The organism is Herpetosiphon gulosus (genome assembly GCF_039545135.1).
Classification (GTDB): Bacteria; Chloroflexota; Chloroflexia; order Chloroflexales; family Herpetosiphonaceae; genus Herpetosiphon; species Herpetosiphon gulosus.
On sequence record NZ_BAABRU010000006.1, the window covers coordinates 317687 to 331273 of the forward strand.

A 13587-nucleotide genomic window follows, 5' to 3' on the forward strand; every position below is an offset into this window, starting at 1 on the left:
GGGCATGCCAATCATTCATAAGATCAGCAGAAAGTTACTCGCTTAGAATCGTTTCAATCGTAGCAAGTTCTTCATCGCTAAACGCCAAATTATTAAGCGCCGTAGTTGCATCGTCGATCTGCGAAATGCGGCTAGCCCCGATTAGCACTGAGGTCATGGTTGGGTGGCGCAGCACCCACGCCAAGGCCATTTGGGCTAAAGTTTGGTCACGAGCTTGAGCCAAATCATTTAATTGAGCAACCTTCGCCAAGGCACTATCAGTAATATGGGCGGGCTTGAGAAAGCCATGCGATTTGGCTGCGCGTGAATCGCCTGGAATGCCTTGCAAATAGCGATCAGTTAACAGGCCTTGGGCTAGTGGCGAAAAGGCAATACAGCCAATGCCTTGCTCGGCCAAGGTTGCCAATAAGCCGCCTTCAACCCAGCGATTAAACATATTGTAGGATGGTTGGTGGATCAAACAGGGTGTGCCAAGTTGGCGCAGAATCGCACTCGCAGCAGCGGTTTGTTCAGCAGAATAATTTGAAAGCCCCACATACAGCGCTTTACCACTACGCACAATCTGATCAAGCGCTTGCATAGTTTCTTCGAGCGGCGTTTCAGGGTCGGGGCGATGATGATAGAAAATATCAACATACTCCAAGCCCATGCGTTTTAAGCTTTGATCGAGGCTCGAAACCAAATACTTGCGCGAACCCCAATCGCCATACGGGCCAGCCCACATATAGTAGCCAGCCTTGGTCGAAATCACCAATTCATCACGGTAGGGCTTGAGATCACGCTGGAGCATACGGGCAAAATTTTCTTCGGCTGAGCCTGGCGGTGGGCCATAGTTATTGGCGAGATCAAAGTGGGTAATGCCATGATCAAAGGCGTGCAGCACCATCGACCGTGCATTTTCATAGACATCAACGCCACCAAAATTGTGCCATAGCCCCAATGAAACCGCTGATAATTTTAGGCCACTTTTGCCACTGCGATTGTAGCGCATGCTGGTATAGCGGCTATCCTTGGCTTGATAACTCATATACATCAACCCCATTAGCCAGCTGGTGCAAGCATCAACAGGCAGGATAATCGTTTCGATTATAGCACGCTGGTTTTAGAAAATTTGATTGAACCATCAGCTAAGCATCATTCATCAAAGCCTAAATTCGGCGACGATTAGGCTATCAATTTTCCACTATTTAATTGGAGAGAATGTTATGCGCCAGCGTCGATGGGTAATCAGTCTGTTCACAATTGTGCTTGTCGGATGCAGTAATGTTCAGGCTAGCAACATTACCCCAAGTGTTATTCCGTTACCAACTGCTACGCCTGAACCAAGCGTTAAACCCTTGCCAAGCGTAACACCAGAGCCATCGGTCAAGCCTTTGCCATTGGAGACTACATTGCCGATTGTGCCAACAGCAGTCCCCTTGGCAACCGCAACCCAAATTGAGCCGCCAACCGTAGTGCTACCAACCCTTGAGTTAGCAACTGCCACAACAGCAATGCCATCGGCAGATCAGCTACCGCTCGAAGCATGCCAACAAGCAGTACAAACCGAGGCGACTCAATACAACATATCAAAATTTTCGCCTGATTTAATGCGGGTAACGCCAATTAATCCAAATACATGGGAGCTTGTCTCGACTGCGACGGTAAGCTTCGATAACCCCAACTCAGCTACCTTCGAATTGCTGTGGTTGTGCGAAGTAATGCTAGATGCCAATCAGCAATGGTCGATTAATAAGGTGTATTACACCAGTCAATGGTAGTTGTTTGACAAATTCAAGACCTTTCTCTATACTTATCGGTATAGAGAAAGGTCGTCATGGCTAATCGGGCTACGCTGTTAGAACAGGCCTTACAATTATTTGCTCAACGCGGCTACGACGCGATTGGCGTGCAAGAAATTGTTGAGCAAGCTGGCGTTACCAAGCCCACACTTTATCACTACTTTGGCAGCAAACGTGGCCTACTAGAGGCATTAATCAACGAGCGGCTTCAACCATTAATCGATCAACTTGCCAATGCCACAATCCATGCCAACGATGTTCCAGCTAGTTTAGCGGCAATTTTTCAGCTCTATTTTGATTTTGCTCAAGCAGAGCCATTGCTTTATCGCATGCAATTAGCAATGTGGTTCAGCCTGCCCGATAACGAGGCTTTTCAAATTGTGGCGGTCGCTGCTGCCCAACAACAAGCCTTGATCGAAAGCTTTTTTGTCCGAGCCAGCAGCTTTCATGGCAATATGCGCGGTCGTCAACGGGTCTATGCTGCTACTTTACTAGGCACAATCAACACCTACATTGGGTTAACCTTGAGTGGCTCAATTCAGGCAACGCCGCAAATCATTCACCAAGCGGTTCAGCAATTTTCATATGGTATTTATTCCTAAATTTTTTTAGTCATCACATTATACCGATCGGTATAAAGGAGAATCTATGCATCCATGGGCTAACGACGCACAATGCTATCAGATCTATCCCTTGGGGCTTTGCGGCGCACCAACGGGCAACGATCAGGCTAGCAAACCGATTGCGCGGCTCAATCAATTGCACGCTTGGATTGAGCACTTACAAGATTTAGGCATCAACCTGCTCTACCTTGGGCCAGTGTTTGAATCGAGCGCCCATGGCTACGACACAATTGATTATTTCACGGTTGATCGGCGGCTGGGCAACAACCGCGATTTACAACAGTTGATCGCGGTGTTGCATGCGGCAGGCATTCGCGTGCTGCTTGATGGGGTGTTTAACCACGTTGGCCGTGATTTTTGGGCCTTCCGCGATCTACAAATCCATGGTCAGGCTTCGGCCTATGTCGATTGGTTCGCAGGCTTGGATTTCAATCAGCGCAGCCCATATGGCGATCAGTTTAGCTATCAAGGTTGGCATGGTCACTACGATTTAGTCAAGTTGAACTTATTCAATCCAGCGGTGCGCGAACATCTTTTTCAAGCGGTCAGCCAATGGATTGAGCAATTTGGCATCGATGGCTTACGCCTCGACGCTGCAGATCAGATCGATCATGGATTTTTGGCGGAACTGGCAAGCCATTGCAAAAGACTACGCAACGATTTTCTGTTGCTTGGCGAAGTGGTGCATGGCGATTATCGCCAGTGGGCCAACCCAACGATGCTCGATAGCGTGACCAACTATGAAGCCTACAAAGGCCTGTATTCTAGCCTAAACGATCGGAATTATTTTGAAATTGCTTACAGTCTGAATCGGCAATTTGGCGCTGGTGGTATCTATCGGGCAACACCATTGTATAACTTTGTTGATAATCATGATGTCGATCGAATTGCCAGCAGCTTGCATAATCCAGCCCATCTCTACCCTTTACATCTATTGCTTTACACCATGCCTGGCATGCCCTCGCTTTATTATGGCAGCGAATGGGGCTTGCTTGGCCAGAAAACCGCCACCAGCGACCAAGCCTTGCGGCCAGCCTTGCCTCAACCCAACCAAATTCAGGCCCAACAACCTGATTTATTGCCAGCGATTCGCCAATTGAGCCAGCTGCGCCACGAATATGCCGCCTTACGCGATGGCGAATATGCGCAACTGTATGTGCAGGCCGAACAGCTTGTGTTTGTGCGCTGGACTAAACAGCAAACAGTTGTAGTAGCGTTGAATGCAGCCTCAAGTACCCAAACCATTCAATGTGTTGTACCATTTGGCGAAGGCTCATTGCTCGAAGATCGCTTGAATGGCGGACAAATCAAGGTGCAGCATGGCCAATTGCAGTTGAATATTCCAGCTACTTGGGGGCAAATCTGGCAATTGACCAATTGAATTTGATCCATGAAGAGCACGAAGGAACACGAAGATGTTTTAGCCACGAATTGCACAAATTCCACGAATGATGCTTCTGCTCCTCGTAGTTTATATCATCACCTCAATACTTGGTCTCAATGTTCTATCTTCATGCTCTTCGTGGTTAAAACGGCATTCCTCACTCCTATGGCCTTTTTGAATTGGCGTGTTTCAGTTAAAATGAAAGCCAGTTTACACAAAGGACTGAGTAATGACCAAGATAAAAAAACAACGTTTGGATGTATTATTAGTTGAATTACAGCTTGCGCCGACTCGTGCCAAGGCCCAAGCATTAATTATGGCTGGCGAGGTGATCGTCAATAGCCAAGCCGAAACCAAAGCTGGCACAATGATTGATCCTGCTGCTCAAATCACGCTAAAATCGAGCTTACCCTATGTTGGACGGGGTGGTCTCAAACTTGCCCATGCCCTTGATAGCTTTAATATCGATCCTCAAGGCTGCGTTGCGCTTGATGTTGGCGCTTGCACTGGTGGGTTTAGCGATGTGCTGTTGCAACGTGATGCCGCCCATGTCTATGCAATTGATGTTGGTTATGGCCAGCTTGATTGGAAAATTCGCCAAGATCCACGAGTGACCGTGCTCGAACGCACCAATATTCGCTATTTAGAGCACTTGCCGCATGCCGAGGAACAACCAGCGCCACTAGCCACCTCTGGGGTTGTTGATGTCTCGTTTATCTCGCTGGGCTTGGTGCTACCAGCCATGTTACGGTTGCTGACTGCCGATGCCTGGATTGTCTGCTTGATCAAGCCCCAATTTGAGGCTGGCTCAGAGCATGTTGGCAAAGGTGGAATCGTGCGCGACTCGGCGGTGCATCGCCGCGTGATCGAGCGGGTTGTGCAGCAGGCCAACGATTTGGGCTTAGGTTTGGCTGGATTGACCCGCTCACCAATTACCGGAGCCGAAGGTAATATTGAATTTTTGGGCTATTTTCAACGTAACGCGGTTGCAACAATTGATCTGCCGCAAGCGTTAATTGGCCTAGGCTTATGAGTAACGATTGGCAACTACAACGTCAACGCATGGTTGACGAACAACTCATGCCACGAGGCATTCATGATCAGCGAGTTTTGGCGGCGATGGCCAATGTACCACGTCATTTATTTGTGCCTGAAAACTTGCAAGCCCAAGCCTATAGCGATCAAGCGCTGCCATTGATGTTGGGCCAGACCATCTCGCAGCCCTATATTGTGGCGTTGATGGCCCAGGAATTGTTGCTGAATCCTCATGAACAACTACTTGAAATTGGCGCTGGTTCAGGCTATGCTGCCGCAGTATTCGCTGAATTGGTGCACAAGGTCGTGACGATCGAGCGCCATCAAGCCTTAGCCGAACAAACTCAGGCTCGGCTCAACAAGCTTGGTTATGTCAATGTTGAGGTAATTTGGGGTGACGGCTCATTGGGCTATCCGACAGCAGCACCCTATCATGCCATCAGCATTCCGGCGGCCACGCCCCAACTAGCTCAAACGCTGCTCGGCCAGTTGCACGCTGGCGGGCGCTTGGTTGCCCCAGTTGGCGACGCGCAGGACCAACAATTGATTCGATTACAACGGCAAGGCCAAAATTGGCAAAAAACCACGATTAGCAATGTTCGCTTTGTGCCGCTGATTGGCGCTGGTGGCTGGGAGCACGCACCAGAAACCACGGCGGAAGGAGAGTAGGCTCAATGTTTAATCCACAGGCTGGCTATCCATTTCGCTCAGATAACAAACCTCGCAATGAACTATTCGAATTTGCCAAGGCTTGGCTGGGCACAACCTTAGCTTTTGCCTTGGTCTATCGACACACTATGCCGTTGATTGATGCCATGATTATTATGGGGATTGCCGCAGGGTTCGGTATTGTCATCCACGAATTGGCCCATCGAGTGGTAGCACGGCGTTTTGGCAGCCAAGCACACTTTTTTGCCAACGATGCCATGTTGGTGATTTCGGTGTTGCTAGCATTAACTGGATTTATTTTTGCTGCACCTGGGGCGGTGCATCATCGTGGCTATCTGACCAAGAAACAGCTTGGGTTGGTGGCAGCGGCTGGCCCAGCCAGCAATATGGTTATTGCGATCATTTCGTTGCTGCTCATTCCAATCGCCAACACCCTCAACATTCAGTTTCTATTTAAGATTGCTGTCTATAGCTATGTGGTCAATTCGCTACTGGGGATTTTTAATATGATCCCCTATGGCCCGTTGGATGGAGCTAAAATTATGGACTGGGACATGCGGGCATTTATTGCCATGGCCTCAGTTGGTGGGCTATTGTTTGTTGTACAATACCTGCCGATTGCCAAAAACTTATTTGTCTTTGGCTTCTAAAGCTTTTTTGGAGGATATATGCGCCGACCATTGTTGGCTGGTAATTGGAAGATGCACTACGGGGTCAGTGAGGGCGTGGCCTTAGTTGAAGCACTCAGCGCCGATTTGACCGATCTCAGCGATCGTGATGTGTTAGTTTGCCCCCCATTCACGTTATTGGGCAGTTTAGCACCATTACTCGATGGCACTGCCATGGCTTTGGGTGCGCAAAATATGCACTACGAAGCCAAGGGAGCCTACACTGGCGAAATTGCGCCCCAAATGCTCAAGGAATTGGGCTGTAGCTATGTGATTTTAGGCCATAGCGAACGCCGTCAATATTTCGGCGAAACCGATGAGTTGATCAATCGCAAAGCCCATGCCGCCTTAGCCATCGGCCTCAAGCCGATCGTGTGTGTGGGCGAAGTCAAAGCTGAACGCGATAGTGGTCAGGCCGAAAGCGTCGTTGTTGGTCAATTACGCGGTAGTTTAGCTGGATTAAGCGCCGAGCAATTGCGCGGTGTCGTCATTGCCTACGAACCAGTTTGGGCGATTGGCACTGGCGATACGGCCACTCCAGCCGATGCCCAAGCCATGCATGCTCGAATTCGCGCCGAATTGGCCGCCTTGAGCGATCAAGCAACCGCCGACGCAGTGATTATTCAGTATGGTGGCTCGGTCAAGCCCGATAACGTCGATGAGTTGATGGCTCAGCCGGATATCGACGGAGCCTTGGTTGGTGGAGCTTCGCTCAAAGCCGCTGATTTCATTCGGATTGTGCGGTTTAAGTAGCAGGGGTCAGGGGCTAGGGATCAGGGGTTAGTTCCTGATCCCTTTTTTGTTTAACTACAAAGAGCACGAAGGACACGAAGGCTTCATTTTAGCCACGAATTGCACGAATTGCACGAACACTGTTGCGCTAACCTAGAGCCTTCAGCCAATAGTCATCGTCCTCTCTGCGCCGCTGTGTTAAATGTTCCCGATCCCCAGTCCCCAACAACTAACTACAACACGTTATTCAAACTGGATAATCGGATCAGTTGTATTGGTCGCAAAATGGAGCAAACTCGCTGCCTCTTGCGCCAAACCTTGGCGATCAGCCTCGGAAATTGGCTCAAACAAGTGTAATTTGAGGCATGGTTCGGGCTGCTGCAATTTCCACATGCCAACAACAAAGCCATCAATCAAGATTGCCCCGGGAATTAAGCCATTGCTCGTAAACAAACGCTGACGATAGATTTCACTCAAAATTCGGCTGCGATCAGCATGCCCAAGCAAAATGTTATCAAATTCGGCCAGCAACCGTGGTGGCGCAGGAGTTTCCTCTAATGGGCGCGGAGCATCAGGCAAATCAAATAATTCACGACCTTGCTCATCGCAGAAGCAAACTAATTCTGAACGTAATTGATTGAAAACACTTGATAAACGCGTTAACCCCGACCACGCCTGCATATCATTGACACTGGCAGGGCCAAAAGCTGCCAAATAGCGTCGCACCAATTGGGCTAAATCTGGCTCGCTTGCTAATGGCCTACCCAACCAATGCTCAGCGGTTGTATGCGCAGCCGCTCCGCTAGTTGCCCATAAACCACGTGGTGGCACTTGAACCAAGGCCAGCCAAGTGCGTAAAGCTTGGGCTAAAGCTGCCGCTGGGTAGCTTGGCCAGCGTTCTTGTAGCAATAAGCCAAGCGCTTGAAAGGTTAGTGGTTGCGCTTCAACCAGTCTGCGTCCATAGTCGATCAAGGCTACTTGATCAATTTCGGGTAGTTGCTTACCAAAATTGGATTGAAAGCCACGCTCTAAAACAGGTTGCAGCAATGGCCGCAAACCTAAACAATCGCGAGCACTCACCAGATGAATGGTCGAGCGCAGCAGCGCGATCCGTACTACTTGGCGAGTTTCAAATAAACCTGATAATTGCTGCTGCTCAAAACCCTCTAAACGCGACCATAACCCAAAATAGGGTGGGTTAGGCGCTTGGGCTTGTAAGCCAACCAGCGCCTCAATCAACCCCAAAACTGGCATATTCACCCGTTGCAACAAGTGTTGACGGGCTAGTAAGGCTCGATTCAAGGCGCGTTGACTCAAAACCGGATGCAACAATCGTTTGACCATCACCACTCCTTTATCCAAACACACTATTTTAGCAATCTACCAGCATCGGTACAAAACAGATTATTCAATTAATCCAATGATCGGGTGGGATGCCAGCAGGCTCAGCTTGATCGGTTTCAATTATCGCCGAAATTTCTTCATTATTTCTTCATTGTTTGCACATAATCTAGCAGCACCGACCAAACCGACCCCATCCAGCAGGAGGTTTGCTGATGCTGAATCGACGTAATTTTTTGAAAATGAGTGGGCTAGCCACAGCCTATAGTTTGCTTCCATTCTGGCTAAGCGCCTGCGATCGGGCAGATCCTAGTGCAATCGCCCAACCAACATGGGAAATTGAACCTGTGGCGAACGGTGATCATACTAGCCTTGCGGCAATTCGCCATTTGCTCAATCGGCTCAGCTACGGCCCACTACCTGGTGAAATCGAGCAAGTTCAAGCCTTGGGTTGGGATGCCTACCTTGAGCAGCAATTAAACCCCAGCCAGCTTGATGATTCAGCTCTTGAGCAACAATTAGCTCAATTTACAACCCTCAATCGCGCTAGTGCCCATTTGATCGAGCAGTATCCCAAAGGTGCAAGCGGCCCACGCCTGATTATGCGCGAGCTTCAAGCCGCCAGCTTGTTACGGGCAGCGAGCAGCAAACGCCAATTGTTCGAGCTGATGGTCGATTTTTGGAGCAATCATTTCAATATTTACATTGGCAAAAATCAGGTCAAATGGCTCAAAACGGCTGATGATCGCGAGGTGATTCGCCAGCATGCGCTCGGCAAATTCCGCGATTTGTTGCTGGATTCGGCCAAAAGTCCAGCTATGTTGGTCTATCTCGATAATGCCGAGAACGTGCGAACTGGAGTCAAAGTTGGCAAGAAAATGCTTGGCTTGAATGAAAATTATGCCCGCGAAGTGCTTGAGTTGCATACAGTTGGCGCTGATGCAGGCTATAGTCAAGCCGATGTCCAAGCAGTTGCCCGCGTTTTGACTGGCTGGACAATCACTCGACCTAACAGTGATCAGCCTGGTTTATTTCAATTTCTGGCCAAATTTCACGATCTTGAGGCCAAGCGGATCGATTTTCTCCAGCTAGATTTGGCTGCTAATGGTGGAATCGAAGAAGGCGAATTGCTATTAAAGCTGCTAGCTGAACATCCCAAAACTGCCCATCGTTTGGCCTATAAACTCTGCCTACGCTTCGTCAGCGATGATCCACCAGCGAGTTTAATCGAACGGGTTGCCCAAGCCTATCTTCAGCACGATACCGATATTCGAGCCATGCTGAATGTTTTAGTCAATTCCAATGAATTTTTGGCTGCTGCTCAGCAAAAAATCAAGCAGCCCATGCATTTACTCATTTCAGCCATTCGCGCTACCAACAGCAGCATCACCAAACAAGCCTTCAAGGGTCAAAACAATCTACTTGAACAATTGACAAACTTAGGTCAAATGTTTTTCAACTGGCCGCCACCCGATGGCTATCCCCAAATCAGCAGCGCTTGGGTCAACACGGGCGCGATGCTCAATCGTTGGAATCTAGCTTTTGCCCTAGCTGAAGGTCGGATCAACGGCCTAAAAACCGATATCTCCAAGTTTGCCAAACAGCAAGGCCAAGCCAGCGAATTGGTCGATTCGCTAGCCAATTATCTCAATTTAAGCCTTGCCGCCGAGTCGCGAGCCAGCTTAATTGATTATTTAAATGATAGCAAAGCGCCAAACCCAACCGTTGATCAAGCCAAAATCGCTGGCTTGCTTGGCCTCTTGCTGACCAGCCCTGAATTTCAATTGTGCTAATAAAAATATCGGGGAACGATTTTTAACCACGAAGGGCATGAAGAACACGAATGTTGATTAAAAGGTGCTAACAGATTGGTTGGCAATTCAGGCAGTTAATCGGCATAGCCTTCGCGATCTTCGCGTCTTTCACGGTTTCAAGCTTCGTAGATCGTACAAAGGAGTTTTATCATGCTTAATCGTCGCCAATTGCTCGGGCTAGCACCAAACATTCAGGTTGTTCAACGCAAAACTATCGCAGTTAGCCCAAGCCAGCGTGATGTTTTGATTTGTGTATTTCAGCGTGGTGGAGCCGATGGATTGAACATGGTTGTACCGCATGGTGAAGCTGCTTATTACCAAGCACGCCCAAATTTGGCGATTGCTCAGCCTAACCAACAATTTGGGGCAATTGATCTTGATGGATTTTTTGGTCTGCACCCCAGCCTTAAGCCATTCCAAGAAATTTGGAATGCCAAACAGCTGGCGATTGTCCATGCGTGCGGCTCACCCGATCCAACTCACTCGCATTTTGATGCCATGGATTATATGGAGCGTGGTACGCCTGGCCAGAAAAGCGACCCGCGCGGTTGGTTAGGGCGGCATCTCGAGGCAACCCAACAAAGCAACGATTCGCCATTTCGCGCAGTGGGATTTGGCTCGTTGCTACAAGCCTCGTTGCGCGGCGGCGCGGCCACAGCACTCACCAGCCTTGAGGCCTTTAATTTGCAAGCCAATCGCCTAGAACTACCCAAACTTCGCGCTGCCCATGGTCAACTCTATCGTGGTTCGGGCATGTTGGTTGGAGCAGCCCAGCAAACCTTTGCTGCGCTTGAAATTATGCAAAAACTCAAGCCAAACCAATATCAACCGAGCGATGGCGCGGTGTACCCTGATAGCCCATATGGCAAGGCTTTAAAGCAAATTGCTCAGTTAATCAAGGCCGATTTAGGCTTAGAGGTTGCCTGTGCCGACATCGGCGATTGGGATACTCATGTCAACCAAGGTGGGGCCGATGGCGGGATGGCTGCCAATTTGGCTGAATTTGCGGCTGGCTTACGGGCATTATATACCGATTTGAGCGCCCATTTAGGCCGAGTAACGATTGTAACCATGAGCGAATTTGGGCGCAGGGCTGCTGAAAATGGTGGCGGCGGGACTGATCATGGCCATGGCAATGTGATGTTCGTGATGGGTGGCAACGTAACTGGCGGCATTTATGGAGCATGGCCGGGCTTGCAACCCGAACAACTCTACGGGCCAGGCGATTTGGCAATTACCAGCGATTTTCGCGACGTGTTGGCTGAAATTTTGCAAAAACGCCTGTACAGCCAACAGATCAATCAGCTATTTCCGGAATATCTGCCGAGCCAAAGCCATAATTTGGTGCGCTAAGCCAGAGCACCAGTTTTTTCTTGAGTGGGCAGCAAGTGATCAGAGAATGTTCGACCAACAAAAAGCCAGTGTTAAGCCTTGTTGCCTAACACTGGCATTCAAGCCTAGAAGGTGGCCTGCTCAACACGACCATCAGCGAAGGTCATGGTCAAGTGTAACGGTTGTTGTGGAATTACAACCACCTCAAGCATATTCCAAACTGAAGTGTAGCGCTGGCGCAGCTCACGCAAGACAAAGAATAGTTGGTAATCAACCTCAAAACCCTGCTCATGGCGCAGTTGATTAGCTGAACTAAATCGTCCATACAATAAGCCATGATCAGCTTCGGTAATTTCGGCAACCACTCGTGCATTAATCCAAGGCTGAGTTAAATGTTGTTCAATCGTGCTGCGGACAACCGCCAACAATTGATCAGTGCTGGCATCACTGAGATCATAGACCGCCCCATTGTGATAATGAAACGCATGATAGAAAGGCAAGCCATCAACCTGATAACGCGCCGCTAGAATAATCGGTCGCTGATCAGCATTGGGCAAATTAATCACTTGCAGATCGAGGTTAACCTCATGGCCAGCTTGGCGCTTAGCATCGAGGGTTTGCTCAAATTGCTGCCAAGCCTGTTGATTGATCTCGGTTGGTTGAAAAAGCTTGGCTGATACAAGCGGAGCCGGATCATCAATTTGCCATTCAACTGTTTGGTACTGGATTGTAGTTTCAATAAAATCTTCAGTCCCATGCAAGTCATCAGAAATTGTGGCAGTCAGCGTCACGCTTGGTGGCACTGATTGATGCCACCTGAATTCATAAATATTGCCATAAATGCTATCAGGATCAGTACGTCCATCAGCAAATTGGGGCAAGGCTGGTTCAATCGCTGAAACTCCCTGAAAAATCAAGCGGGTTTGGCGAAAATCATCGGTACTTTTGGTTGGATCAAACGTAACCGCTAAAGCCAAATTAAGCTCAATTGCGAGAATTAACGTTTGGTCAGCTGAATTATATGTAATAGCTTCTAATAATCCATCATGCAATCGATATTGAGTTGGATCAATCAGCATAGTAACTCCTATTTATTCTACGACGATGTGTGATGGGCCTGAACCATTATTAACTGGATTCCCATCACGATCAAAATATTTATCAACCTTCTTATGGGTTGCATGCGGATTTTCAATATGATAGTGATCAACACCTTCAAAACCAGGTTGGCCAGGCTTGCCTTTATCAAAACGCATCGTTAAGCCGGAAGGATCTTGGAAAGTACGGTGACCATTCGCCGCCGCATTTGGATGGGAAATTTCCTTCCATCCTTGCTTGAGCAAATCGTCGGGGTTTTTAGGCAAATTCGAAGCAATATTCGGAATTCGCTGAGCGGTTTCTTCAAGGGTTTCTTGGGCAACATTTTTAACGACCCGTTCAGCACCCTCTTCGACAACTTCTTCAGCGACTTCCTTGACAACCCGTTCAGCCCCTTCTTCAGCAACCTCTTCAACAATTTCTTTGCCAGCCTTAACGCCCCACTTGCCAAGTTTCCCTAAATCACCAACGATTGGAACCATCGCAGCCGCCGAGATGCCAGCTTCAATATAACGGCCCTCAGCCAGATAAATCAAGGCATTAACCCCATCGGCAATTTCGCCAAAGCCAGGGATAAAGCCTAGAACATCTAGCCCACCATGAACCCACTCGCTAGCTTTATTCCACGCCTTACTCCACCAACTGCCTTCATCTTTCTTCGCTGCTGCTGCCAGCAGATTGCCTTTAAATAACGCGGCAGCTTCTTCCTCAGCCTGGCGAAACACCTTGCTAATTTCGCCTGTCAGGCTTTGTGCAACCTTAAAAGTATGTTCAAGCCGTTTCAAGGTAGGCACGACTTCGCCAGTATATTCACGATCAAAGGCTGCAAACGCAGCGCCTTCCCAACCACCATCAGCTAAGCGCTGATGCTGCTGGTTTAATTGTTGTTGCAAGGTGGCAACTCGGTCAGCTAACTGACCAAATTTTGTAGCAATTTGTTTAAGCTGCTCATACTCAGCTTGAACGATCGGTGCAGTCATTCTGCCTCCCAATAACAATAAAAAGATCATCCTGTCAAACGAGTTACCGGGAGGATTGGATTAGTGTGATTGTAATCGTTAACAGCCACATTCAAAAATGCTTCGCTAGCATAGCATACATGCTCGCGAG

At 48.7% G+C, this 13587-nt stretch carries 13 protein-coding genes; 9 read left to right on the top strand and 4 right to left on the bottom strand.

The genetic code is table 11. The features are described 5' to 3' along the window. Nucleotides 1-34: 34 nt before the first annotated feature. Nucleotides 35-1027, bottom strand: coding sequence for an L-glyceraldehyde 3-phosphate reductase (gene mgrA, locus ABEB26_RS10235; RefSeq protein WP_345721890.1), 993 nt, complete (start codon nt 1025-1027; stop codon nt 35-37). A gap of 178 nt (nt 1028-1205) precedes the next feature. Here mgrA and ABEB26_RS10240 point away from each other — a divergent pair, with 178 nt between their 5' ends. From ABEB26_RS10240 to tpiA, 7 genes are all read left to right on the top strand, one after another. Then, the gene (locus ABEB26_RS10240; protein WP_345721892.1) at nt 1206-1760 is read left to right on the top strand and encodes a hypothetical protein; all 555 of its coding nucleotides are present in this window, start codon (nt 1206-1208) and stop codon (nt 1758-1760) included. 56 nt (nt 1761-1816) lie between these two features. Beyond that, on the top strand, nt 1817-2383 hold the full coding sequence (locus ABEB26_RS10245) for a TetR/AcrR family transcriptional regulator (RefSeq protein WP_345721893.1): 567 nt from the start codon (nt 1817-1819) through the stop codon (nt 2381-2383). 46 nt (nt 2384-2429) lie between these two features. Continuing rightward, nucleotides 2430-3785 (top strand): alpha-amylase family glycosyl hydrolase, encoded by a 1356-nt coding sequence (locus ABEB26_RS10250; protein ID WP_345721894.1) that lies wholly within the window; start codon nt 2430-2432, stop codon nt 3783-3785. A 232-nt stretch (nt 3786-4017) separates the two neighbouring features. Beyond that, entirely contained in the window at nt 4018-4821 is an 804-nt protein-coding gene (locus tag ABEB26_RS10255) for a TlyA family RNA methyltransferase (protein WP_345721895.1), read from the top strand. Further along, on the top strand, nt 4818-5492 hold the full coding sequence (locus ABEB26_RS10260; RefSeq protein WP_345721896.1) for a protein-L-isoaspartate(D-aspartate) O-methyltransferase: 675 nt from the start codon (nt 4818-4820) through the stop codon (nt 5490-5492). The genes ABEB26_RS10255 and ABEB26_RS10260 overlap by 4 nt, the downstream gene beginning before the upstream one ends. 5 nt (nt 5493-5497) lie before the next feature. Beyond that, nucleotides 5498-6142, top strand: coding sequence for a zinc metalloprotease (locus ABEB26_RS10265; protein ID WP_345721898.1), 645 nt, complete (start codon nt 5498-5500; stop codon nt 6140-6142). 18 nt (nt 6143-6160) lie between these two features. After that, entirely contained in the window at nt 6161-6913 is a 753-nt protein-coding gene (gene tpiA, locus ABEB26_RS10270) for a triose-phosphate isomerase (RefSeq protein WP_345721899.1), read from the top strand. A gap of 222 nt (nt 6914-7135) precedes the next feature. Here the strand turns inward: tpiA and ABEB26_RS10275 are convergent, their stop codons facing one another. Beyond that, nucleotides 7136-8236: a winged helix DNA-binding domain-containing protein gene (locus tag ABEB26_RS10275; RefSeq protein ID WP_345721901.1), complete on the bottom strand. Its 1101-nt coding sequence runs from the start codon at nt 8234-8236 to the stop codon at nt 7136-7138. A gap of 212 nt (nt 8237-8448) precedes the next feature. Between ABEB26_RS10275 and ABEB26_RS10280 the strand changes: the two genes are divergently transcribed. Then, nucleotides 8449-10026 carry a DUF1800 domain-containing protein gene (locus ABEB26_RS10280; protein ID WP_345721902.1) on the top strand — a complete coding sequence of 526 codons (1578 nt, stop codon included), beginning with the start codon at nt 8449-8451 and terminating at the stop codon, nt 10024-10026. A 171-nt stretch (nt 10027-10197) separates the two neighbouring features. After that, nucleotides 10198-11400: a DUF1501 domain-containing protein gene (locus ABEB26_RS10285; protein WP_345721903.1), complete on the top strand. Its 1203-nt coding sequence runs from the start codon at nt 10198-10200 to the stop codon at nt 11398-11400. Nucleotides 11401-11504: 104 nt separating this feature from the next. Here ABEB26_RS10285 and ABEB26_RS10290 read toward each other — a convergent pair whose 3' ends face one another. Both ABEB26_RS10290 and ABEB26_RS10295 read right to left on the bottom strand, forming a co-directional pair. Continuing rightward, entirely contained in the window at nt 11505-12458 is a 954-nt protein-coding gene (locus ABEB26_RS10290) for a hypothetical protein (protein ID WP_345721904.1), read from the bottom strand. A 12-nt stretch (nt 12459-12470) separates the two neighbouring features. Then, the gene (locus tag ABEB26_RS10295; RefSeq protein WP_345721905.1) at nt 12471-13457 is read right to left on the bottom strand and encodes a WXG100 family type VII secretion target; all 987 of its coding nucleotides are present in this window, start codon (nt 13455-13457) and stop codon (nt 12471-12473) included. Nucleotides 13458-13587 lie beyond the last annotated feature (130 nt).